Annotated in this window: 17 protein-coding genes; 4 read left to right on the forward strand and 13 right to left on the reverse strand. The window is 72.7% G+C overall.

Going from position 1 to position 23,068, the window contains the following annotated elements:
* Window positions 1-44: 44 nt before the first annotated feature.
* Window positions 45-2,345 carry a helicase-related protein gene (locus WME98_RS15605; protein ID WP_437952000.1) on the reverse strand — a complete coding sequence of 767 codons (2,301 nt, stop codon included), beginning with the start codon at window positions 2,343-2,345 and terminating at the stop codon, window positions 45-47.
* 368 nt (window positions 2,346-2,713) lie between these two features.
* Between WME98_RS15605 and WME98_RS15610 the strand changes: the two genes are divergently transcribed.
* The 3 genes from WME98_RS15610 (at window position 2,714) to WME98_RS15620 (ending at window position 5,992) form a co-directional block, all read left to right on the forward strand.
* Entirely contained in the window at window positions 2,714-4,561 is a 1,848-nt protein-coding gene (locus WME98_RS15610) for a serine/threonine-protein kinase (protein WP_437952001.1), read from the forward strand.
* A gap of 119 nt (window positions 4,562-4,680) precedes the next feature.
* Window positions 4,681-5,148, forward strand: a complete 468-nt coding sequence (locus WME98_RS15615; protein ID WP_437952002.1) for an NAD(P)-dependent oxidoreductase — start codon at window positions 4,681-4,683, stop codon at window positions 5,146-5,148.
* A gap of 592 nt (window positions 5,149-5,740) precedes the next feature.
* The gene (locus WME98_RS15620; protein ID WP_437334005.1) at window positions 5,741-5,992 is read left to right on the forward strand and encodes a hypothetical protein; all 252 of its coding nucleotides are present in this window, start codon (window positions 5,741-5,743) and stop codon (window positions 5,990-5,992) included.
* A gap of 148 nt (window positions 5,993-6,140) precedes the next feature.
* Here the strand turns inward: WME98_RS15620 and WME98_RS15625 are convergent, their stop codons facing one another.
* The 7 genes from WME98_RS15625 to WME98_RS15655 all read right to left on the reverse strand — a co-directional run bounded on the left by WME98_RS15625 (window position 6,141) and on the right by WME98_RS15655 (window position 16,166).
* Complete coding sequence (locus WME98_RS15625; protein ID WP_437952003.1) at window positions 6,141-7,241, reverse strand: aldo/keto reductase; 1,101 nt, start codon at window positions 7,239-7,241, stop codon at window positions 6,141-6,143.
* A gap of 101 nt (window positions 7,242-7,342) precedes the next feature.
* Window positions 7,343-8,752: a DUF1552 domain-containing protein gene (locus tag WME98_RS15630; RefSeq protein ID WP_437952004.1), complete on the reverse strand. Its 1,410-nt coding sequence runs from the start codon at window positions 8,750-8,752 to the stop codon at window positions 7,343-7,345.
* Window positions 8,749-10,452, reverse strand: a complete 1,704-nt coding sequence (locus WME98_RS15635; RefSeq protein WP_437952005.1) for a DUF1592 domain-containing protein — start codon at window positions 10,450-10,452, stop codon at window positions 8,749-8,751. Before WME98_RS15635 ends, WME98_RS15630 begins: the two co-directional genes overlap by 4 nt.
* 265 nt (window positions 10,453-10,717) lie before the next feature.
* Complete coding sequence (locus tag WME98_RS15640; RefSeq protein ID WP_437952006.1) at window positions 10,718-11,530, reverse strand: BPTI/Kunitz domain-containing protein; 813 nt, start codon at window positions 11,528-11,530, stop codon at window positions 10,718-10,720.
* A gap of 202 nt (window positions 11,531-11,732) precedes the next feature.
* Entirely contained in the window at window positions 11,733-13,424 is a 1,692-nt protein-coding gene (locus WME98_RS15645; RefSeq protein WP_437952007.1) for a metallophosphoesterase family protein, read from the reverse strand.
* Window positions 13,425-13,518: 94 nt separating this feature from the next.
* Window positions 13,519-14,802 carry a c-type cytochrome gene (locus tag WME98_RS15650; protein ID WP_437952008.1) on the reverse strand — a complete coding sequence of 428 codons (1,284 nt, stop codon included), beginning with the start codon at window positions 14,800-14,802 and terminating at the stop codon, window positions 13,519-13,521.
* Window positions 14,799-16,166, reverse strand: coding sequence for a DUF1501 domain-containing protein (locus WME98_RS15655; protein ID WP_437952009.1), 1,368 nt, complete (start codon window positions 16,164-16,166; stop codon window positions 14,799-14,801). Before WME98_RS15655 ends, WME98_RS15650 begins: the two co-directional genes overlap by 4 nt.
* 32 nt (window positions 16,167-16,198) lie before the next feature.
* On the opposite strand from WME98_RS15655, the gene WME98_RS15660 reads away from it, so the two are divergent.
* Window positions 16,199-16,402, forward strand: coding sequence for a hypothetical protein (locus tag WME98_RS15660; RefSeq protein WP_437952010.1), 204 nt, complete (start codon window positions 16,199-16,201; stop codon window positions 16,400-16,402).
* 230 nt (window positions 16,403-16,632) lie between these two features.
* On the opposite strand, the gene WME98_RS15665 is transcribed toward WME98_RS15660, so the two are convergent.
* From WME98_RS15665 to WME98_RS15685, 5 genes are read right to left on the reverse strand one after another with little or no spacing between them, the layout of a single operon-like run.
* Entirely contained in the window at window positions 16,633-17,328 is a 696-nt protein-coding gene (locus WME98_RS15665; protein ID WP_437952011.1) for a hypothetical protein, read from the reverse strand.
* A gap of 11 nt (window positions 17,329-17,339) precedes the next feature.
* The gene (locus WME98_RS15670; RefSeq protein WP_437952012.1) at window positions 17,340-19,268 is read right to left on the reverse strand and encodes a DUF1585 domain-containing protein; all 1,929 of its coding nucleotides are present in this window, start codon (window positions 19,266-19,268) and stop codon (window positions 17,340-17,342) included.
* Window positions 19,265-20,854: an ABC transporter ATP-binding protein gene (locus tag WME98_RS15675; RefSeq protein WP_437952013.1), complete on the reverse strand. Its 1,590-nt coding sequence runs from the start codon at window positions 20,852-20,854 to the stop codon at window positions 19,265-19,267. Before WME98_RS15675 ends, WME98_RS15670 begins: the two co-directional genes overlap by 4 nt.
* Window positions 20,851-21,933 carry an ABC transporter permease gene (locus tag WME98_RS15680; protein WP_061621958.1) on the reverse strand — a complete coding sequence of 361 codons (1,083 nt, stop codon included), beginning with the start codon at window positions 21,931-21,933 and terminating at the stop codon, window positions 20,851-20,853. The genes WME98_RS15675 and WME98_RS15680 overlap by 4 nt, the downstream gene beginning before the upstream one ends.
* Before the next feature lie 9 nt (window positions 21,934-21,942).
* Window positions 21,943-23,040: an ABC transporter permease gene (locus tag WME98_RS15685; protein ID WP_437334019.1), complete on the reverse strand. Its 1,098-nt coding sequence runs from the start codon at window positions 23,038-23,040 to the stop codon at window positions 21,943-21,945.
* Between the last annotated feature and the right edge of the window lie 28 nt (window positions 23,041-23,068).

Genomic DNA, 23,068 nt, shown 5'->3' on the forward strand with positions numbered 1-23,068 from the left:
GATTTCTGACCCGCGGAGCCGGCCGCGCCGCGACGCCGCGACGCCTACCCGAGCAGCGACGCCGCGACGCGCGGCGCCTCCCGCGCCGAGCACCCCATCCAGCTCGAGAGCCGCGCCGCCGGCTCGCCGCTCGCGAGCGCGCGGTGCACCCGCTCCGCCACGTCCGCGCGGAGCGCCCGCGTCCCGAACACCGGGTAGCCGATCGCCGCGTAGGCCTTGGGATCCACGCCCCGGGCGACCGGCACCGACACGGCGCCGGGCGCCGGGCACGCGGGCACGCGGCCCCGGCCGAACCAGGCCGCGCACAGCGAGAGGCGGCGCTCCAGCGCGCCGCGCCGGAGCAGCTGCTGCACGTAGAGCACGCGCTCGCCCACCTCGATGCCGTGCGCCTTGAGCAGCGCGCGGTCGTCCGGCGCGAGCTCCGCGATCTGCTCCTCCGCGTCGCGCGCCGCCGCCGTCCCGAGCCCCTGCTCCAGCTGGTAGACGATCCCGCGCGCCGCGCCGGGCAGCGCGCGCACCTCGGGCGAGCGCAGCGGCGCGAGGAGCTCCTCGACCAGATCGCGCGCGAACGCCACGAGCCGCCGGAGGACGCGCGACCGCGCGCCGGCGCCGAGGTCGTCGAGCTCCGCGAGCCGCACGTCGGGCAGGAGCAGCGTCGGGCCGCGCGCGAGCTGCCCGAGCGGCTGCTCGCCGTGGGCGATCCGCCCGGCCGCGTCCACGGAGAAGCGCTCGTGCGGCGCCCCCACGATCGCCTCGACCCAGCGCGCCCGGTCGTCCTCGGGCGCCGGCGCCGCGGGCCCGGGCGCGAGCAGGGCCCGGAGCGCCGCGATCCGCGCGAACGGGTGCCCCGGGTCCACCGGCTCCGGCTCGGCCTCGGCCCGGCGCTGGCCCCCGCGGGCGACCGCGCGCGCGCCGGACGACGCCCGCGCGCCGCCGCCCCGCTCGACGAAGCGCTGCACGAGCCGCTCGTGGAGCGCGTCGCTGAGCCGGTCCTCGATCGCCCGCGTCCGGTCCTGCCACGCCGCCGCGTCGCGGACCCAGCGGCCGTGGTTCGAGATGTAGGTCCACGTCCTGATCGACGCGATCCGCGTGATCAGCGTGTCGATGTCGCCGCCCACGTCGTCGATCTCGGCCACCCGGGCGGCCATCCAGTCGGTGTCGAGCGCCGCGCTCGAGCCCGAGAGCTGGCCGTAGATCTCGGCGAGGAGCGCGACGTGCGACTCGAACAGGAGCTTGCGAAAATCCGGGATGCGGCAGACCTCCCAGAGCAGCGCCACCGCTTCGCGACCCCGCGCGCGGGCGCGCACCTCCGGGTCCTCGGCGAGCCGCATCAGGGCGGCGGTGTCCTCGGCGTCGTCGACGAGCTTCAGGCTGCGGGAGCGCGGGCGCTCCCGCAGCGACGCGAGGAGCGCGTCGATCGAGCTCCAGTCGAGCTCGCTGTTGCGCCAGAGCAGCCGCCGCACGGGGGGAAAGCGGTGCGCCTCGATGGCGGCCGCGACGCCGTCGGGGAGCGACAGCGGCGCGACGGTGCCGAAGGTGCCGTCGGCGAGGTGCCTGCCCGCGCGGCCGGCGATCTGCGCGAGCTCGGCGGGGTCGAGGTCGCGCACGGCGCGGCCGTCGAACTTGCGCAGCGCCGCGAACGCCACGTGGCGCACGTCGAGGTTGAGGCCCATGCCGATCGCGTCGGTGGCGACGAGGTAGTCGACCTCGCCGGACTGGAAGAGGGCGACCTGCGCGTTGCGCGTGCGGGGCGAGAGCGCGCCGAGCACGACCGCGGCGCCGCCGCGCTGCGCGCGCAGGCGCTCGGCGATCTCGTAGACCTGGGGGGTCGAGAACGCGACCACGGCGCTGCGCGGGGGCAGCCGCGAGAGCTTGCCGGCGCCGGCGCTGGCGAGCCGCGAGAGCCGCGGGTGCTGGACGAGCTTGGCGGTGGGCACGAGCTCGGCCATGAGGGGCCGCATCGTGTCGGCGCCGAGGAACCAGGTCTCGCGCCGGCCGCGCGAGAGGAGCAGCCGCTCGGTGAACACGTGGCCGCGCTGATCGTGCGCGGCGAGCTGGATCTCGTCGATGGCGAGGAAGTCGACCTCCAGGTCGACGGGCATCGCCTCGACGGTGCACACCCAGTAGTCCGGGCGCCTCGGGACGCGCTTCTCCTCGCCGGTCACGAGCGCGACGCGGGCCTCGCCGACCCGGGTGGTCACCCGATCGTAGACCTCGCGCGCGAGCAGCCGCAGCGGCAGGCCGATCATGCCCGAGTCGTGCGCGAGCATGCGCTCGATGGCGCGGTGGGTCTTGCCGGTGTTGGTCGGGCCCAGCACGGCGGTGATCGGGGAAGCGTCGACCATGCCGCGCGCAGCTTAGTACCGGACGCCGGAAAGACGCCTCCGGGCGGGACCGAGGACGCGCGCAGGTGCTTCCGACTGGACGGACTCTTCCGCGGGGTGCGGCGGCGGGGAGCGTGCGGCGGCGGGAGGCACGCGGTAGCGACGAGCCTACGGCGCAGAAAGCTACCGCGGCATGGGAGAGAGCTACCGCGGCACGGAGGAGAAGATGCGACAGCGACCGCTCGCGCTCGGTCTTCGTCCCGTCGCCGCGCCCATGGCATGATGGCTCGAGATGCCGGCAGCTGTAAGTACCGCGACAGTGGGCCCCGCCTCTGCTAGAGCCCGAAGGCCCGAACCCAAGGACACGGGGACGCAGAAGGCTCGAACGCATGCTGTCGCTTGAAGCGGGGAGCGTCGTCGGTGGGAAGTATCGCCTGGAGCGGCCGCTGGCGGGCGGCGCCATGGGCCTGCTCTGGGTGGCCCGGCACCTCCAGCTGGAGGTCGAGGTCGCGATCAAGTTCATGATGCCGCAGCACGCCGACTCCCCGGTCGCGCGGGCGCGGTTCGAGCGCGAGGCGAAGGCGTCCGCCCAGCTCCGGACGCCCAACGTGGTCCACGTCTACGACTATGGGCTCGAGGGCGACACGCCCTACCTCGCGATGGAGCTCCTCGAGGGCGAGGACCTCGCCGCGTACCTCGTGCGCCGCGGGCGCGTCGCGCCGGCCGAGCTGCTCGGCATCGTGAGCCAGGTCTGCAAGGCCCTCCGCCGCGCGCACGAGGTGGGCCTCATCCACCGCGATCTCAAGCCGGCGAACATCTTCCTCGCGCGCCAGGGCGACGAGATCGTCAAGATCCTCGACTTCGGGGTCGCCAAGACGACCGGCACCGGGCTGGCCGCCGACGCGACGAAGACCGGAACGCTCATCGGCTCGCCGCACTACATGAGCCCGGAGCAGGTGCGCCGGAGCAAGACGGTCGACCACCGCAGCGATCTCTGGTCGCTCGGGGTGATCATCTTTCAATGCCTCACGGGCCAGCTGCCCTTCCCCGGCGAGGAGCTCGGCGACGTGCTCGTGGAGATCTGCACGGGCGACATCCCGGTCGCCTCGCAGCTCGCGCCGGATCTCTGGCCCGAGCTGGATCGGTTCCTGGAGCGCGCGCTCAAGCGCGAGCCCGGCGAGCGCTTCCAGAGCGCGAGCGAGCTCGCCCGCGCGTTCGCCTCGGCCGTGCAGCGCGCGGCGGTCCCGGATTCGCGCGACTCGCTGGACTCCGCCGAGGCGCTGGCTCAGGGCGGCGCGCCGGCTCGCGGCGGCCTGCTGGCCGAGGGTGGCCTGCCGGCCCAGGGCGGCGCGCCGGTTTACGGCGGCGCGCTGGCTCACGGCGGGCCGCCGGCTTACGGCGGCGCGGCGGCTCACGGCGGCGCGGCGGCTCACGGCGGCGCGGTGGCTCATGGCGGCGCGGCGGCTCACGGCGGCGCGGCGGCTCACGGCGGCGCGGCGGCTCACGGCGGCGCGGCGGCTCACGGCGGCGCGGCGGCTCACGGCGGCGCGCCGGGCTCTGGCGGCACTCCCGGCTCGGGCGGCGCCCCGGGCTCGGGCGGCACGGTGGCCCTCGATGACGCCATGGTCCCCGGCGGCACGCTGGTGGCAGGCGGAACGGTGGTCGCGGACCGAATGCGGGTTCCCGGCGGCATCCCAGGCCCGGGCGGCACGTTGACGGCGAGCGGCACGCTGGAGGCCGTGGGAGGCGCCCTGCCCCCGCAGCCAGACCGCCGCCCCCCGTCATCGCGGGCGTTGCTCGCCGTGGCCGCCAGCGTGCTGACGGTCGGCGTAGGGGTCGCCGCCGTCGTCCTGCTCCGCTCGCCTGCTCCAAACGAGCCCGCCACGCCGGCGGCCGCGCCCCCGCTCGGCGCCACAGAAGCCGCCGCGCCTCCGGACCGCGTGCCGGAAGAGCCCTCCCCTCCGCCTCCCACCGCGAGCGCACTTCCCGCCGCTGCGGCGTCATCGTCTCCGGCCGCCGCGGACCCCTCCCCGGCCGCCGCGGACCCCTCCCCGGCCGCCGCGGACCCCTCCCCGGCTGCCGTCGACTCCGCCCCAGCCCCCACCTCCTCGGCCGGCCCCCCCTCCGGCGCCGGGAAGGCCCCCCTCAAGCCGGCGCGCCCCCCCGCCAAGCGACCCTCTCCGGCCGCGCCCTCCAGCAAGGGTGCCCCCGAGAAGGATCCGACCTTCGGCTTCTGAACGACACGAAGCGGAGAGCGTCACCGCACCGCGCTCGCTCCCCGCAGCTCGAGCTCCACGCGCACAGCCACGCTTACCCCTGCTCCCGCTCGATCGCGAGCATCGGGCCCGCCTTCGGCGTGCGGGTCATCGGCCTGAAGCGCACGAAGGAGCCCGTCGAGCACGTCGCCGAGGTGTACGGCCCGGACGACCTGGAGGCGTTCCTCGCCCAGTCCGAGCTGCTGGTGAACATCCTCCCCCTGACGGCGAAGACGCGCGGCTGGATCGGGCGGCGCGAGCTCGCGACGCTGCCGCGCGGCGCGTTCCTCGTCAACGTCGGTCGCGGCGCGACGGTGCAGACCGACGCGCTCGTCGAGGCGCTGCGCTCCGGCCACCTGGCGGGGGCGGGGCTCGACGTGACGGAGCCGGAGCCGCTGCCCGCCGAGCACCCGCTCTGGAAGCTCCCCAACGTGATCATCACGCCGCACTACTCCGGCGCCCATCCGGGCTATTACCAGCACCTCGGGGAGCTCTTCCTCTCGAACCTGCAGCGCTATGTGCGGGGCGAGCCGCTCGTGAACGTGGTCGACAAGCAGGGGGGTTACTGAGCGCCCGAGCCTGCGCTCCGCCCCCGCGATCGCCGCGGTGGTGCTCGAATTTGACCGGATAGAGTTCACATGAAGGCGGGAAGACAGGAAGATCATTGATCTTTTCTTCCCGCCTTCCCGCCTTCATGTTCAATTTTGAGCACTGCCCTCACCGCACGGGCTTCCGGCGAGCAGCGCAGCGGCGCGGCGCGCTCCGCCGCTCGCGGTGATGGGGCCGAGGTAGTCGAGGCGCGCCGGATTGGTTCACTCCACACGACCCGTGGCAGGTGGGGCGCGAGCTTTTCGTTATCCTCTTGGCTCAGACGGCGCAGTCGCCGCCATGACCGCGACCCCCCGGCGGCGACGCTGCGGCGCGGCGGACAACGCGCGCCGCGGCTCCCGCTTGGGACTTCCATGTTTCTCGATTCCTGTGTCATCATGCTCAATGCTGGCGGCGCTGGATGTCGAATCGCCGCTGGCGAGATTCGGCTGATCGCGAACAACGTGTGGCCTGACCGAGAAAGGTGTTCCAATGAATCGAGGCTCGTCTTCGGGGCGTCTGTCCAGGAGCCGCATCGGGCGCTCCCTGTCTGTCCTCCTCTGCGCGCCCCTGGTGGTGCTCGCGCTCGCCGGTTGCGGCGGCGAGGAGCCCTCCTCTTCGTCCGACTCCGAGGCTGAAGAATCCACGCCGAACGAAAACACCGATATGAGCTGGGAGGAGTTCCAGGCGAACGCCCACCGCGACAAGGAGACTGGGCTCACCGTCATCGACGGCTTCGAGCGGCGGCTCAACGACGCGGAGCTGCGTGCCGTCTATGAGCGCTATGTTCAGACCGGAGCGCTCGTCGTGGACGGGCGGCGCTGACGACATCTCGCAGGGGTACGACCGATAGCCGGATCTGACATATTGCGTCAGCAGCGCATTCGGCGGCCGGGCGGTTCGGCGAGTCCTCTCGTGCATCCAGGGAAGGAGATCCGACCTCGGCGACGCGGGTACCAGCCCCCCGCGCCGATCAGATCTTCGACGACGTCATCCAGTGGGGGTTCTTGGTCGTTCCATCGAATCGCTCGGTGGTCTTGAACTGCTCGTGCTCCCCCTTCGCCCCGAGCGGGGCCGTGCGCGCGAGGATCTCCGAGACGCGCTGGCTGCTGAGCGGCTGGAACGTGTACGCCGCCTTGATCGCCTGCTTGAGGATGCCCATCGAGTCGCAGCCGGTGATCACCACCGACGTCGGCAGGCTCATGGGATAGTGCAGGCAGTCCATCGGCGACACCGCCCCGGTCTTCGCGATCTCCCCGCTGGCGAACGGCTTCATCCCCAGCACCCCGATGCCCTGCTGCGTCAGCGCCGGGAGGACGTTCTTCTCGAAGCTCCGGTAATGCGGATCCATGACGTTGAGCGGCATCTGCACGGTGTCGAGCGGGACGCCCTGCCGCTCCGCCATCTTCAGCATGGCGAGGTGGATGTCCGGGTCCTTGTGGCCCGTGAAGCCGATGAACCGGATCTTGCCGGCCTTCTTCGCGGCCACGAGCGCCTCCATCGCGCCGCCAGGCCCGAAGATCTTCTCGGGATCGCTCATCCGGATGATCTCGTGCATCTGAACGAGATCGATGACGTCGGTGCGCAGCCGACGCAGCGACTGCTCGAGCTGCGCCTCGGCGGAAGCGCGGTCGCGGCCGTCGAGCTTGGTCATCAAGAAGACCTTCTGTCGATAGCCGTCCTGGAGCGCCTTGCCCATCCGCTCCTCGCTCTTGCCGTCGTGGTAATCCCAGCAGTTGTCGAGGAAGGTGACCCCGTGATCGATCGCGAAGCGGACGATCCGGAGGCTCTCCTGCTCGTCGTCCGGGATCGCCATGTGGTACCCGCCGAGCCCGAGGAGGCTGACGTTCACGCCGGTCCGCCCGAGCGGCCTCGTCGGCATCACCCCGCCGGCCGGCAGCTCGACGTCCTTCTCCCCGGGCGCGCCAGGCGCCGGCCCCTGCGGCGGCTCCTGAGAGCCCCCGCCCGCAGATGCGGCGTTTTGCCCCACCTGCGCGCTTCCTCCACAGGCGCTGAGCGCGAGGCCCGCGCCCACGGTCTGTACAAATGCCCGTCGAGAAGGTCGCTTCGTCATAAAAGGCAGCGCTCCTTTTAAAGACGAAGCCCGTGTGCAGGGCGTGTGCCACGCGGCGCGGCGCGCGTGAACGTGAGCGCGCCGCGCCCTGGCCGCGCCGATCAGGCCTTGAGCTCGTCGAACTCGCCCGGCTCGCCGAACGCGCCGAAGTTCTCGATCGGCCCGCCGCCCTCCTCGGTGCAGCCGACCGCGTTCGCGAGCGTCGTGAGCAGCTTGTTGTGAGGCGCGTCCTCGTCCTGAAGCGTGTTCTGCTGCCGCGTCACCTTGATGTACTGCCCCGTCTTGAAGTAGCCGCCGCAGCCCCCCGCGATGATGTACGGCAAATCGCGGAAATCGTGGATCTTGCCGTTGGAGAGCTCGTTCATGAACACGACGGCGCTGTTGTCGAGCACGGACGTCCCGCCCTCGTCGTAGCCCGCGAGCCGGTCGAGCAGATAGACATACTCGCCGATGAACCAGCGATCGATGTCGAAGAGCATCTCCTCGTAGCCGTCCACGACGCTCCCGGTGTCGTCGTCCCTCGTGTTGCCGTGAGAGAGCTTGTGGTGGTTGTACTCGTGGTTCATCCCATCCCACTTGAAGATGGGCCCGTACGCGCCCGCGCCCCACTGCAGCGTCGCCGAGCGCGTCGCGCGGGTCGCGATCGCCAGCGCGAGGATGTCCATCTGCATCCGGCCGATCTTCTTGAACTCGGCGTCGAACGACACCGTCGCCGGGTCGACCGCCTCGATCTCCGCGGCCCGCGCCGGCGGGAGCTCGCGCGGGATGAGCCCGGCGTTGCCCATGCCCACCTCGAGGTCGCGCACCGTCTGGAAGTGCATCTCGAGCTTGTCGCGGTCCGCCTTGCTGAGCTTCTTCTTGAGCAGGCCCTCGTACTCGGCCCCGACCAGGTCGAGCACGCTCTGGCGCCGCTTGGTCAGCCGCTCGAGCGCCTCCTCCTCGACGTTCGTCACGCCGATCAGGTCCTGGTACGCGAGCCACGGGTTGTTCTCGCCGGAGACGGGCTGCTCGCTGCCGCTGTACGAGATGTGCCCGCGCACGTTGGGGACCCGCGCCCCGACCATCAGCGTGAGCGCGGGCGTGCCCGGCGGGTTGAGCTTGTTCGCGATGAACTGGTCGAGCGAGATCCCCGCGGCGTACTGGCTGCCCTGGACGAGCGGCTGCGCCGTGAGCTTGCAGCCGATCCCCTTCGCGTGATCGTCGCCCGCGCTCGGATCCCACCCGAAGCCGCGCGGCGCCATGTGAATGCCCCGCGGGATCAGGAGCTTGTCGCGGTACGAGGCGAGCGGCGCAATCGCGCGATCCGCGCCGAACGAGGCGTCCGTCAGGGCGCCGTACCGCGTGCTCGGGAAGAACCGGCCCATGTTCACGCCGTTGCACATGAAGAACGCGATGAACCGGCGCGGCGCGGCCTCCGGCCCGGCCTTGGCGTCGCGAGCGCGCAGCGACTCGAGGAACGGCAGGCCGAGCATCACCCCGCACGCGCCCCGCAAGAACGTTCTGCGATTCATTGGTCCACCTCTTCCACAGCGCGATACCTGAACGTCTTCGTCTGGGTGAGCGCGACGAGCAGCTCCTTGATGTTGTACCCGGACGCGCCGAGCTTCGCGTCGAGGTCGTCGATCGTGCACGCGTCCTCGCGCGAGAGCTGGCGGGCGTTGCCGTAACGGTACCAGTTCGTCAGATAACACCGCTCTGCGACAGGGCTCTCCGCGAGCTGCTTCGCGAGGTCGACGGCGCCGTCGAAGCGGATCTCGGCTTCCCCGACCGCCATCGTGCCGCTCGCGTCGATCGGCTCGCCACGCTCGTCCTCGCGGTACCGCCCGACCGCGTCGTAGTGCTCGAACGCGAAGCCCGGCGGGTTGATCAACCCGTGGCACGAGCTGCACGCCTTCGGCGACGTGTGCGCCTCCACCTGATCCCGCGTCGTCCGGATCTCGCCCTGCTTGGGCGGCAGCTCCGTGTTGATGTTCGCCGGCGGGTCCGGCAGGTCCGCGCAGAGGATCTGGCGCTGGATGAACACGCCGCGGTGGATCGGCGAGGTCTCCCTCGCGAACGCGTGCGAGGCGAGGAAGCCGGCCTGCGTGAGGAGCCCCGCGCGCGACGCCGGGTCGAGCGGCGTCTCGACGAGCTCGCTCGTGAACGACCCCTCCACGCCGTAGATCGGGGCGAGCTTGTCGTTCACGAACCCGACGGGCGCGGTCATCAGCGTCCGGTAGTCGCCCTCCATCTCCAGGATGACGTGCCGGATGAACGCCTGCGTCTCGGCCAGCATCGCCGAGGACACGCTGGCGTCGAAGCCCTCGTAGAGCGCCGGATCCTTCGAGAGATCCGCGTAGCGGCTCATGTGCAGCCACTGGCGGTGGAAGTCGTCGAGCGCGCTCACCGCCTTGGGATCGTCGACCATGCGCCGCGCCTCGGCCTCGATCCCCTCGGGCGAGCCCAGCGCGCCGCGCTCCGCCGCCGCGAGGAGCGCGTCGTCGGGCAGGCTGTTCCAGAGCAGGTACGAGAGCCGGGTCGCGACCTCGTAGCCGTCGAGCGGGATGATCTGCTCGCCGTCGAGCTCCTCGCTGAGCTCGACGCGGTAGAGGAAATGCGGCGACTGGAGCATCGCCTCGATGACGTGGCGGACGCCCTGCTCGAACGGCGTGCCCGACTCGAACAGGCCATCGCCGCGCGCGTAGGCCGCGACGTACGCCGCCTCCTGCTCGGCCGACAGCGGCCTCCGGTAGACGCGCTTGCCGAGCTCCCGGATGAGCTGCCGGGCGCACGCGGCGCCGTCGCCCTCCGGGGCGCACGGCAGGATGTCGCCGAGCACGGCCTGGTCGACCACGACGTCCGCCGCGATGGCCTCGGCGGCGCGCCGGTAATCGCGGGCGAGCCGGTCGGACACGACGAGCCCCTTCGCGTTGTTGTCGAACCCCTCGAACGCCGGATCCGCGAGGAACGACGCCGAGGCCTTCATGTCCTTGCCGAAGAGGTCCCGGATCGAGTTGTCGTATTGCGCGTGCGTCAGCCGCGTCAGGCGCGGGGTCGGTCCGGGCGCGGTGACGCCCGGCGCGCACTGGACGCCGGCGCCGGATCCGCCATCGCCGGCGCCGGTCCCGCCACCACCCGCGCCGGTCCCGCCGTCTCCATTCGAGCCCGAGCACGCGGCCGCGCTGGAGAGCGCGAGGGCCACGAGCAGCATCCTCGGGGTGCGTCGATTCACGGGCAGCTCCCTTCGTGAAGAGGTCGAAGATGTAAGAATCTACAAGAGCTTCAAGGCCCAGGCTATCGGGCGCAGCCGTCCAGGGTCAACGCGCGGCGACCGCGCGAACGGCATTTCCCGTGCGCTTTCTGGACTTCGTTCAGCGCGAATGCCCGGCGCGCTCATGACGCGCTGCGCGCGGGAGGCGCCGTGGTGGGTACCGGGGAGAGCCGTATCTACAATGCATGAAGCTGCGCCTGATGGCGCAGGGCGGGGACGCCGGCGTTCACGGCGAGGACAGCTTCGGCTGACACCTGCCCTCCAGGCACACCGCGGTCATGCCCTCCGGGTACACGGGCGCGCAGGGGGGGCACGCGCCGAAGCCCTCGGGGCAGACGATGGACTCGATGTCCGCGCTCTGGTTGAGCGCGACGATGCCTTTCCCGCTGCACTCCTCGCAGCACCCGACGCCGTCGCGCAGCGCGCAGTCCGCGTCTTGCGTGCACTCCGTCAGCGGGGATTCGCGCACGTCGAGGACGACGCAGCGCCCGGCCTCGCACGCGGCGGCGAAGTACTGGCCGGTGCTCTCGGCCTCGCTGACGTCCTGGCACGGCGCGCACGCCACGCCCCCGCCGCACCCGAGGGTGTTCCAGAAATCGGTCGCCATGTCGCGGTGGACGGCGACGAAGTCATGGACGGCGTTCGGGTTGCAGGCGGCGCAGCAGCGCGGCGAGGCGAGGACGCAATCGCCCGGCGCGGCGCAGGCGGCCATGTCCGGGACGTTGCCCTGACAGGCCTCCTGGCACGCCTCGAGCGACTCGAAGCGGTTCTCGTTGCCCTCGCAACCGCCATAGGTGAACGGAACGCACACGCCGGAGCTGGGGTCGTGCCAGTAGCGCGGCATCGCCGCGTCGCAGGGCCCGGGGTCCTGCGGCAGCGAACAGCGGTTCGGCAATTCGCCGCCGGCGCCGCTGCTCGTGACCGGGCCGCCGCCGCCGCTGCCGGCGACCGGGCCGCCGCCGCCCGCGCCGCCGTCGCCGCCGTCGCCGCCCGCGTCCGCGCCGCTGCAGCCCGCGGCGAGCAGGAGAGAGGTAAGCAAGCCAAGGCCGAGGGAGGAGCGCCGCCGCAATCCAGAGACATTGCAACCGGCGCGCCCTCGACCGCCCGAGAAGAAGGCTATCGATCGTAGGGTATTCATACGCATGCGATGGCATGCCAGGCCGCGGCGTGCCAGGCGACGTGGCGCACCGCGACGACATCGTCGAGGCGCGGCGCCCGTCGCGCGGCGGCCGCCTCGCTCGTCAGACGCTGATCTCGAGCGACGGGAGCTGCTCCCGGAAGAACGCGTTGTACTTCGGGTCGTTGTACCGCTCGTATTCGATCACGAAGGGCGTGAGCTGACTGACTCCCCCCTTGTAACGGATGGTGAGGGCCATCGGGGTGACCTCGCGGTAGTTGCTGGTCAACGGCAGGTCGTCGTTCGTCCTCCCGCCCGCGGAGAACAGCGTGAGGAGCACGCCGTCGGGGTCGTCGTAGACCACGCGGAACCCCTCCTGGATGCGCTCGTGGCCGCGGATCAGGGTGGTGCAGCCGAGCTTCTGCATGAAGCTCTTGAACTGCCGCTTGCCGAAGGGGAAGCGGGCGGTGGACTTCTGGAGCTCCGCGGGGATGGCGTCGACCTCGCTCGGGTCGCTCCAGAGCATCTGGAACCGGATCTCGGGGTCGTTGAGCGAGGACACCGACTGCCACCGGGTGGCGAGGGTGTCGTCGCGGGGGATGCCCGCGTGGACGAAGAGGATGCGGTCGAAGACCAGCATGTTGGGGAGCGCCTCGAAGAGGCGCATGTACGCGGCGAACACCTCGTTCGGGGCGATGGCCGCGAGCGAGCTCATCGCCTCGGAGGGCCGCACCGGCGCGAGCACGCGGCCGTTCAGCTCGACGTAGTACTCGTGGTTGCCGCGCAGGACGAAGACGTTGTCGGGCGCGGCGAGGAAGAGCTGCATCACCGTGCGCAGGATGCCGTTGTAGCTGAACCTGCCGCGATCGATGTAGTCGCCCAGGAACACCAGCATGATCCGCGGGTTGTGCGCCGGGTCCTCGCGGTACGCCTGCAGCTTGGCGAAGAAATCTGCCTGCATCAGCGCCGCCTTGAGGCACGAGTAGCAGCCGTGCAGATCCCCGACCACGAGGAGCTCGACCTCGTGCGCGGGGTCGGGCGAGGCGACGTAGACGTGGCCGTCGAGGAACGGCGCCTGCCCGGCGAAGCTCGCGAGGTCCACCGCGCCGTCGAGCCGGCCCGCGCCGCGCGCGCGCTGCTCGGCGAGCTTCTCCTCGAACCGGCGCATCAGGTCGAGATCGACCTTGGCCTGCTCCGCGAACGTGGCCGGATCGGTCGCGTAGTCCCACTCGAACGCCTTGAAGAACGGGTGATCGAGCTCGCGCGCCTGCTTGCGCGTGGCCGGATCGATCACCACCGCGCCCTGCTCGATGGGCTCGATCTCCAGGTCGTCGATCTCGACCGCGAGCGCGAGCAGCGCGGAGAGCTCGTCGCGGAACTTCTGCTCGCTCGGGTGGATGACGCCGTCGGCGAGCATGAGCCCGTCGACGGTGGCGAGCAGCGCCTCGCGGTTGTCGTCGTCGAAGCCGTCGAGGAGCTCGAAGCAGCGGAGCTTGATCTTCGCGAGGACGAAGTCCTTGGGGTCCTCGCCGTCGGAGACGCTCTCGGTGAAGAGGCCCTGGATCTGGTGGTCGATCTCGGAGAACACCTCGTGGAAGTGCTTGGTCCACCGCGCGATGACGTCCTGGTTCGCCTGGGCCTCGTCGCCGAGGGCGTCGCGCGCGCGCTGCTGGACGAGCTCCTGGATGTGGCCGCGGATGAACGATTTCTCGGTCGGATCGAGCTCGCCGTCGATGTACCCGAACCCCGTGAGGTAATAGATGATGGCGTGCATCTGCTGCTCAGCGAGGCGCGGATCAGGGCTGAACGTCATCATCAGGCAGCTCTCCTCTGGCGGTGGGGCCCCAGGGTAGCGCAAGACGGGCGCGCCGCGCCTGCAGCCGCGCGCTACAGCGACGCGGGCGGGTGCGTCACGGCCGCGTCGACGGGCGCGCGGGCGGCGCGAGGCGCTCGACGAAACCGCGGATCCGCGCGCGATCGGCCTCGGACAGCGCGTGCCCCGGGGGCGGCATGGTCCGCTCCTCGACGACCCGGCGCGCGATGGCCTCCCGGAGCGACGCCCACGCCGCGCGCGTCGAGAGGTCGACGCCGCCCTCGCCGCGCGGGCGGTGGCAGCGCGCGCACGCCCGGTCGAACACCGGCGCGATGTCGTCCCAGGCGGGCCCGGCGCCGGCGTCGTCCGCGGCGAAGCGCCGGAGGGTGCCCGCCGCGAGCAGCCAGACGTCGCCGCTCGGCGATCCGATGAGCCGGCCGGCCTCCGGGAGGCGCGCGCCGCGGGTCGCGCGCGCGCCCGACGCGTCGAGCACGCCGAGCTCGCCGCCGTCGGCGAACCACACGCGCTCGCCGGAGACGGCGAGCCCGTGGAGCGCCGCGCTCGCCCGCAGCCGGAGGCGCAGCACGCCGGCGCTGTCCTCGGCGTAGAGCGCCGCCGGCGTCGCCGCGAGCAGCGCGCCCGCGCCCGTCACGGCGAGGAGCGGCGCGGGGCCGTCGGCCTCGAGCGGGTACGATCGCAGCGCCCTCGGGGCCACGTCGAGGGCGAGGACCTCGTCGCCGCCGAGCGCGAACGCCACGCGCCCTCCGCCCGCCGCGAACGCCGCGAGCGGCCCGGTCGCATAGCGCGTGACGCGCTCGCCGTCCGCCACCGCGATCTCGCCGTCCAGCGCGAAGGCGGCGCCTCCGCCGAGGCCGAGGCCGGCCGCGGCGCGGACCGCGGCGCGCTCGAGGCCGTAGTGGTCGGCGACAGGCTCGAACGACCCCCGGCTCGGCAGCCTGAGCAGCCGGCCCTCGGCGTCGGCGCCGACGATCCACGTGCCGTAGCCGTCGGGCGCGGGCACCACCGCGGCGCTCACCCAGCGATGGGGGGCGCGCTCCACCCGGGCGAGCGCGCCGTTCACGAAGACCGCCGCGGCGCCGTCGTGGAACAGGACGACGCGGTCGCCATCGTCGGCGACCGCGCGGACCGGACCGAGCTCCCCCGGCGCGGGCCAGGCGACCGGGCGCACGGCGAGCGGCGGGCGCGGGGGCGCGGCCTGCGAGGCGCAGCCGGCGAGCGCGAGCACGGTGAGGCATGCGAGCGCGAGCGCGGCGAGGCAGGCGCGCGCGGCGATGCAGGCGCGCACGGCGAGGCAGGCGCGCGCGGTGAGGCAGGCGGGCGCGAGCGCGGCGAGGGGCGCCGCTCGGCGCAGGGGCGTCACGGCCGCCGGAGCAGCTCCGGCACCACCTCGCCGTCGCGCAGGTGCTCGAGCGGGGGGATGCCGAAGGCGAACAGGAAGGTGGCGAGCAGATCCGGCGGGGCGATCGGCCGAGGCCCGCCCTGGAACGTCTTGGCCGGGGCCGGCAGGAGCTGCTCCGGGTCGGTCTTGCCGAACGAGATGCCCCCGCGGAAGCGGGGGGAGATCACCATCGCCGAGTTGTTGGGGTAGTGGTCGCGGCCCATCGCCGTGTTGAGTTGGGGCGTCCGGCAGAAGTCGCTCGTCACGAGGATGTGCGTGTGATCCGAGAGCTTCTTGCCGGCTCGGGTCGGGTGCGGGGTCTTGTCGAGCGAGCCGAGGAGGGCGGCGATCAGGTCGAAGAGCTCCTGCTGCGTGGCCGCGTGCTGGCGGTAGTTGCTCGTGTGCGTGTCGAACCCGTCGCTCGCGAAGCTCACGCAGCGGACCACGTTCCGCCGCATGGCCTCGATCGCGAACGCCGCGTTGACGGCCGCCTGCCGGGCGAAGCGGGCCTTGTGGTCGAGCTCCGGGTGCGCCTGGATGAGCTTGCCCCTGGAGAACACGTCCTGGAGCCCGGCGTTCAGCATCCTGCCCAGCGCTTCCGACTGGATCGCGAAGCCGTTCAGGGCCTCGGTGTAGCGCGATCGCGCGGCGAGGGACCTGGCCTCCTCGGAGAGGAGCGCGGTCACCGCGGCGCGGTCCTCGTCGGTGTCGTAGTGCCGCGCGCGGGCGAGGGAGCGGCTGATCGTGCCGATGTCGCCGACCGTGAGCGGGACGGCGCGCCGGTCGAGGCGGTCGCCCACGAACGCCGAGGGGAACTGCACGGAGACGGCGGGGAAGGTCTGGCTGGCGCCGAGCTCGCTGGCGCAGATGGCGTCGAGGCTGGAGGCCATGACGCGGCCGCCGCTCAGGTGCCGCCCGGTGGTCGCGAAGGCGGTGCCGTCGGGGTGGCTCACGGTGTTCATCGCCAGGCCGTTGACGATGCACAGCCGGTCGTGGAGGTCCGCGAGGGCGCCGATGCCCGGGCCGAACGCGAGGCTCGAGCCCTTCGGCGTGACGGGTGCGAAGCTCTTCGCGCCGCCGGCCGCGGGCGCGTCGACCCAGAGGCGGAGCGGCGCCGTGTCGGTGTTGTCGGTCGTCGCCGGGGTCACGAGCCCCTTGCTCTCGTTCCGCGGGTCGGCCCAGAGCGTCACGTCCCAGCCGCCGGACGCGTGGATGAAGAGGAAGAACTCGCCCTCCGCCGCCTTGCCGTGCGCGGCGAGCGCGCGCGCCGGCAGGCCGAGGAGGCCGGAGAGCGCCGCGCCCGCGGCGGCCTGGAGCAGCGCGCGGCGCGGGAGACCATGGGCCATCGCGAGCGCAGTTTGCGCTCGGGGATGGCGGCGTGCAAGCGAGCGCGGGGCCGCCGGGGCGCCAGCGCGCGATCGCCGCGCAAGGCAAGGCGGCGGTCTCCGGTCCGAGCGACCTCAAGAATTACATGGCCGAGCTCCGGGTCCGGTCCGCCGGCGCGTCTCCGGTGCACGCACCCGCCGTGACGTTCGACGGCAAGCGGGTGGCCGTGCACGCGGCGACGGGAATCAGCCGATGATCCTGACAGCGAACCAGTGGCGATATGTATGCATCGGCCGAGCCGAGCGACAGCAGCGCGCGATCCGATGCACTCCTGTAGGGCTCCGCGCCCTCGACCCGATAGATGACAACACAGGAGTCCAGATAGACTCGACTCACGGCTCTCCCCAGCTGTCGCGCTCCGCGCTCAGCGCGGCATCCACCTGCTCCTTCGACAAGATTCGTTCGGGTCTGCACCGACCAGACACCCTAATACAGGTGAAACTCCGGGTGCCTCACCAGCCCGTAACACACCGCCGCCCACCCCGCCTCGCCCGGCGAGAAACGCGACTTCGGCGCTCCCTTCGCGCGGTGCCGCGCGACCGTCCCCTGGTAGAGCGCGAAGAACTTCGCCTCCCGGTCCGGCGGCGCGAGGCGCGCCGGGTAGCTCAGGAACGTCCGGTGCAGCACGTCGAAGCGCGGGGCGAACGCCGCCGCGTCGAGGTCCTCCGCGGGGAGGTCGAAGGCGAAGATCAGCCGGCGCTCGAGCGGCACCGGCGCGCTCGCCTTGAGGTCGTGCTCCAGGGCGCGGTCGCACAGCGCGATCCCGAGCCGCTCGAACGCCGCCATCATGAGCGCGTTGGTCTGCGTGCCGCGCGGGAGATCCAGGCCGTGATCGGGGAGCCCGAGCGCCGTGAGGTAGTCCTCCCAGGCGTCGAAGAGCGCCGCCTTGTCGTCCCCCCGCGCGCGCCGCTCGACCGCCGCCGGCGCGAGGCCGCCGAAGAGCCGGAGATACGTCCTCAGGTACGCCTCGGCCGGGATGAGCCGCAGATCCTGCTTCGGCGTCCGGCTCTGCGCGACCCGCCCCGTCTCCCGGAGCGGCGCCGCAGGCCGCGGCGCGACCGCCTCCGGCGGGGCGCACGCGCCCGCCACCGCGGCCATCCCGGCAAGGGCGAAGGCCCTCACCCCGCCGCGCATCACCGCGCGCCCCCGCCGCCGCGCTCCAGCGCTGGCCGCACGTTGCTCGCGCGCGCGTAGGCCGGCGACCGCACGATCGCCTCGACCAAGGGCCGCATCCGGTAGCCGCGCGACACGAACCGCTCCCGCAGCGCGCGGAGCAGGGCCTCGTCCTCGTCGCGCAGCGGCCGCCCGAGGAACGACTCGGTGACGCGCGCGACCGCGCACGACGCGAACTCCGGCATGCGCGTGAGATCGGCCGCGGCGCCGGCCGGGCCGCGGTCGGCGTGATCCGGCGAGGCATACGCGCCCCGGAGCACCCCGCGCTCCCTGCTCGAGAAGTCAGGATCGTAGAAGCGCCGGCACGACCCGCCCGTCTTGCCCTCCGCGTCCAGCTTGCACACCGGGTTCTCGATCGGAAATCGCGAGGCGGGCAGATAGGTCCACGTCGTCTCCTCGACCCGCGTGAAATACGCGGCGAGCGGCTCCAGCGTCGCATGACAGCTGGAGCAGCCCGGCCGGACCATGAGATCGGGCTCGTCCGACGGCGGGAGCTCCGCGTGCTCGGCCGCGAAGCTCTTGCACAAGAACGCGCTGTAGAGCGCCGCCGCGCGCGCGCGGCGCGAGGAGTACTTCGTCAGGAACACCGGCGTCGTGACGATCCCCGCCGCGCGCGGCCCGCGATCGGGGATGTACGTCCACTCCGAGACGTCGTGCGGCGCGACGACCGGCGGCACCGCGCCCGGCAAGAACAGCGGCGCCTCGTCCTCGCGCATCCCGAAGGACTTGTGCAGCGAGCAGCACGCCGCGGGCGCGCTCGATCGATAGAACTGCGCGAGCGGACCGTTGATGAACGTGTAACGCCCGGTGAGGATCTCCCGGAAATCGCGGTCGGCCCGGAAGACGTGCTCCATCAGGTGAATCGCCTCCTGCGACCACCAGAACTTGTTCCAGCCGGAGATCGTGCGCGGCGCCGAGCCGATCGGGCTCTCGATGCCGAGCGGGACGTGGGCGGGCAGCACGAACGCGCGAGGATCCCTGCCGGAGTTGTCGCCCGGCAAGCAATGCTCGAGGCCGATGCCGCAGCCGCAATCGACGCTCATCGCGAAGGCGAGCGCGCTCCGGCACGAGATCGGCTCGCCCCGGTGCTCCCTGGCATAGCGATCCTCGGGCATCGGCGGGCGAACGCGCCCCGCGGGCAGCGGAGCCCCCGCGGGCAACGGGGGGATGTCGCTCGCATGGATGCGGCCGACCTCGGCGGTCTGCGCCTCTTCCTTGCAGACCCGGACCTCGACCGTCGGCGTCTTGCCGTCGGGCTCGACCAGGAGCTGCGGCAGCGGGACATAGGCGCTGTCCGGGTCCTTCCACCCGGCGCCGTAGCGCTGCGTCGGCGAGATCGAGAGGTAATCGCGGTAAAGCCAGAACGGGCGCACCACCGTGGTCCGCTCGTCGAGGAGCTTCTGGGAGATCGCTTTGGGCGTCCCCGTCAGCGCATGAAAGCTCCCGCGGAGCCCGCTCTCGGGCTCGGAGAAGCAGAACTCGCCGTCGATCACCGGGTTCAAGCGGCGCTGGTTGTAACGGAAATAGACGTAGAGCGGCTTGCCGTCCGGGCCGAGCACCTCGGCCCTCCGGAGCGTCGTCTCCGGCGGCGCGAACAGCCCCACCGGGCCGAGCTCCAGCCGCAGGACATCCATGTAAATGCGCGTCAGCCGCTCGACGTACCCCGGGCCGTCGAGGTGGCGCTCGATCCAGGCGTCGAGGTCGAAGCCCGGCGACTCCATCTCCGCGAGCTCCTCGCGCGTCGGGAGCCGACCCTTCAGATCGAGGGAGAGCGCGCGGAAATACCGGTACTGCTCCAGCGTCGGGGCGGCCGCGGACGGCGGCGCGAACAGGGCCGCGGCCGCCGCCGCGAGGACCGCAGCCGCGGCCACTGCGCCGAGCCCCCTCATGCCCCCGCCTCGCCCGCCTCGCCGGCGTCCCGCGCCGGCGCCGCCTCGCCATCGCGCGCCGGCGCCGCCTCGCCGGGGAGCGCCCCGGCCATCAGCATCCCGAGCTCCGTCCGCGAGACCGCGCCCGCGTCCCGCGTCGCCACGATCCCGCCCCGGTACATCACCGCGATCCGGTCCGACAGCGCGAGGATCTCGTCGAGCTCCGCCGACACGAGCAGCACCGCCGCCCCCGCGTCGCGCGCCGCCACGATCTCGCGGTGGATGTGCTCGATCGAGCCCACGTCCACGCCGCGCGTCGGCTGGCTCGCCACGAGCAGCTCGACCGGGCGGCTCATCTCGCGGGCGAGGATCACCTTCTGCTGGTTGCCGCCCGAGAGCGCCGAGACCGGCGTCCCCGGGCCGGGCGCGCGTATGTCAAAGGTCTTTATCAATCGCCGCGCGTTCTCCTCGCGGGCGTCGTCGCGGAGCACGCCGCGCGCGGCGAACGGGGGCTTGTGGTACGTGCAGAGCACGAGGTTGTCCGCGATCGCGTACGAGAGCACGAGCCCGTGGCGCTGGCGGTCCTCGGGCACGTGCGAGACGCCGCGCTCGATGAGGTCGCGCGGCGGCGCGCCGGTGACGTCGCGGCCCCGGAGGAGCACGCGCCCGGTGCGCGGCGGCGTGAGGCCGGTGACCGCCTCGACGAGCTCGGTCTGGCCGTTGCCCTGCACGCCGGCGATCCCGAGGATCTCGCCGGCGCGCACCGAGAAGCTCACCTCGCGGACCACGTCGGCGCCCGCCCCGCGCCGGCCCGCGACGCTGAGGCGCTCGACCTCGAGCACGACCGCCCCGGGGCTCGCCGGGGCCTTGGTCACCTGGAGCGCCACCTCGCGGCCGACCATCGTCGCCGCCAGGCCGCGCTCGTCGGTCTCGGCCGGGATCGCGGCGCCCACCACCTTGCCGGCGCGCATCACCGTCACCCGGTCCGCGACCGCGAGCACCTCCCGGAGCTTGTGCGTGATGAACAGGACCGAGACCCCCCGCGCCGTCAGCCCCCGCAGCACGCGGAACAGCTCGTCCGCCTCCTGCGGCGTGAGCACGGCCGTGGGCTCGTCGAGGATCAGGATCTCCGCCTTGCGGTAGAGCGCCTTGAGGATTTCCACGCGCTGCTGCACGCCGACCGGGAGGTCCTCGACGCGGGCGTCGGGGTCGACGTCGAGCCCGTGGCGCGCCGAGAGCGCGCGGACCTCGGCGCTCGCGCGCCGGCGGTCGAGCAGGCCGCCGCGCACGAGCTCGGCGCCGAGCACGACGTTCTCGGCGACCGTGAACACCGGGATGAGCATGAAGTGCTGGTGCACCATGCCGATCCCGAGCGCGATCGCGTCGCTCGGCGACCGCAGCGAGACGGGGCGCCCGCCGCGGCGGAGCTCGCCCTCGTCCGGGCGCAACAGCCCGTAAAGGATGTTCATCAGGGTCGATTTGCCGGCCCCGTTCTCCCCGAGCAGGGCGTGGATCTCGCCCTCGCGGAGGTCGAGATCGACCCCGTCGTTCGCCACGACGCCGGAGAACCGCTTGGTGATCCCCCGGGCCTCCAGGACGGCCGTCACCGCCGACCCTCCGGATCGTAGGGCTGGCCGTCGGCGGCCGGCGGCGTGGTCTTGCCGATGACGCCGGTGAGGATGAGCAGCGTCAGGAGGTACGGCACGAGCCCGACGACCGACGATTGCTGCAGGAACGACCACGACGGCGGGATCTGGTCGCGGAAGAGCTGGAGGTTGATCTGGAACGCCTGCGCCGCGCCGAAGACGAGCGCCGCGGCCCACGCGCCGAACGGCGTCCAGTCGCCGAAGATCATCGCCGCGAGGGCGATGAAGCCGCGCCCGTTCGTCATCATCGGCTCGAAGGACGGCACCGACTCCAGGGTGAAGTACGCCCCGCCGAGCCCCGCGATCGCGCCGCCGATCACGACGTTGACGTAGCGCACGCGGGCCACGTCGATCCCGACCGTGGCGGCGGCGCGCGGGTGCTCGCCCACGGCGCGCGCGCGCAGGCCCCACCGCGTGCGGAACAGCACGAGGTGCGTCACCCCGACCAGCGCGACGGCGGCGACGGCGATCGGCTGCTGCTCGAACACGGGGCCCACGATCGGGGCGTCCGCGAGGAGCGGGACGTGCAGGCGCGGCAGGACGCCGGGCGCGTGCGGCACCTGGCCGCCGAACGAGCTCCCGGGCCCGAAGAAGAGCTGTCGGTTGAAGAAGCCGGTGAGCCCCACGGCCAGCAAGTTGATCACCGTCCCCGCGAGGATCTGGTCCACGGAGAAGGTCACCGCCAGCACGGCGAGCAGCAGGCCGAGGAGCGCGCCGGTCGCGACCGCGATCGCGACGCCGAGCAGCAGGCTCGGCAGCGGCGGGACGCCGAGGACCGCGCTCGCGTAGATCGACCCGAACCAGCCCGAGAACGCGGCCGCGAGCATCATCCCCTCGATGCCGAGGTTCACGACCCCGCTCCGCTCGCAGAAGACGCCGGAGAGCGCCCCCAGGGTGAGCGGGGTGGCCACGGCGAGGGTCGTGGCCGCCATGCTGGCCACGATCGTCAGCGGCGGCACCTGCGAGGCGCCGACGAGCGCCACGACGCCGACCAGCACGCTCACGACCACCGCGATGAAGGCGTAGCGTCGATGGCCCATCGCCGCCCCCTAGCCGCCCCACCCGCGCGTGAGCACGAGCCGCTCGCGCTCGCCGCGGACCCGGTAGATGCGGCGGACCAGGGTGTCCGCCGCGACGAACAGCAGGATCAGCGCCTGGATGACGGAGATCACGTCGATGGGGATCTGCGTGAGGTACTGCATCCGGGTCGCGCCGCTGCGCATCGCGCTGAACAGCAGGGCGGCGAGCACCGTGCCGCCGGGGTGCGCCTTGCCGAGGAGGGCGATGGCGATCGCGTCGAAGCCGTAGCCCTGCGAGAACCCGAGCTCGTGCCGGTGGTGGAGCGCGCTCACCTCGATGGCGCCGGCCACGCCGGCGAGGGCGCCCGAGAGCGCCATGGTCACGATCACGGTGCGGCCCACGCGCACGCCGGCGTAGCGCGCGGCGTCGGGGCTCTGCCCCGCGGTGCGGATCTCGAAGCCGAACGCCGTCCGCCGCAGCACCCAGCCCACGAGCGCCGCCGCGAGCAGGGCGAGCGGGAAGCCCCAGTGCAGCCGGTAGCCCTCCACGAGCTCGGGGAGGCGCGCGCTCTCGTCGATGAGGGGCGTGCGGGACAGCACGTTGGACGCCGCGGGATCCTTCATGGGGCCGTTCAAGAGGAAGCTCACCGCGTTGAGGGCGACGTAGTTGAGCATGATCGTGCTGATCACCTCGTGTCCGCCGGCGCGCGCCTTGATCCACCCGGGCACCGCGGCCCACAGCCCGCCGGCGAGCGCGCCGAGGAGCAGCGTCAGGGGCACGTGCAGCGCCGCGGGCAGGCCGCCGCCCACGAGCCGCGGCAGCCAGTGGCCGGCCCACGCCGCGGACAGCGCGCCGAGCGCGAGCTGCCCCTCGGCCCCGATGTTGAACAGCCCCCCCTTGAAGGCCAGCGAGACCGACAGGCCGGCCAGGATGTACGGCGTCGCCCACACGAGCGTCTCGCTCACCGCCCGCGGCGACCCGAACGCGCCCTCGAGCAGGCCCGCGTACGCCTCGAGCGGGTTGCCCCCGGCCAGGGCGATGAGCACGCCGCCCAGGACCATCGCGGTGAACACCGAGAGGGCCGGCAGGAGCAGCGGCTCGAAGAGCCGGATCAGCTTCTGTCGCATCCGCGGGAGCCTGGGGCGATCACGGCGT

Origin of the sequence: Sorangium sp. So ce296 (genome assembly GCF_051529605.1) — a bacterium.
Lineage (GTDB): Bacteria > Myxococcota_A > Polyangia > Polyangiales > Polyangiaceae > Sorangium > Sorangium cellulosum_D.

What these genes read in the sequence shown, in the direction of transcription:
- WME98_RS15605 (WP_437952000.1), bottom strand. Translation starts at nt 2,345, where the DNA reads ATGGTCGACGCTTCCCCGATCACCGCCGTGCTGGGCCCGACCAACACC.
- WME98_RS15610 (WP_437952001.1), top strand. Translation starts at nt 2,714, where the DNA reads ATGCTGTCGCTTGAAGCGGGGAGCGTCGTCGGTGGGAAGTATCGCCTG.
- WME98_RS15625 (WP_437952003.1), bottom strand. Translation starts at nt 7,241, where the DNA reads ATGACGAAGCGACCTTCTCGACGGGCATTTGTACAGACCGTGGGCGCG.
- WME98_RS15630 (WP_437952004.1), bottom strand. Translation starts at nt 8,752, where the DNA reads ATGAATCGCAGAACGTTCTTGCGGGGCGCGTGCGGGGTGATGCTCGGC.
- WME98_RS15645 (WP_437952007.1), bottom strand. Translation starts at nt 13,424, where the DNA reads ATGATGACGTTCAGCCCTGATCCGCGCCTCGCTGAGCAGCAGATGCAC.
- WME98_RS15655 (WP_437952009.1), bottom strand. Translation starts at nt 16,166, where the DNA reads ATGGCCCATGGTCTCCCGCGCCGCGCGCTGCTCCAGGCCGCCGCGGGC.
- WME98_RS15670 (WP_437952012.1), bottom strand. Translation starts at nt 19,268, where the DNA reads ATGAGGGGGCTCGGCGCAGTGGCCGCGGCTGCGGTCCTCGCGGCGGCG.
- WME98_RS15680 (WP_061621958.1), bottom strand. Translation starts at nt 21,933, where the DNA reads ATGGGCCATCGACGCTACGCCTTCATCGCGGTGGTCGTGAGCGTGCTG.
- WME98_RS15685 (WP_437334019.1), bottom strand. Translation starts at nt 23,040, where the DNA reads ATGCGACAGAAGCTGATCCGGCTCTTCGAGCCGCTGCTCCTGCCGGCC.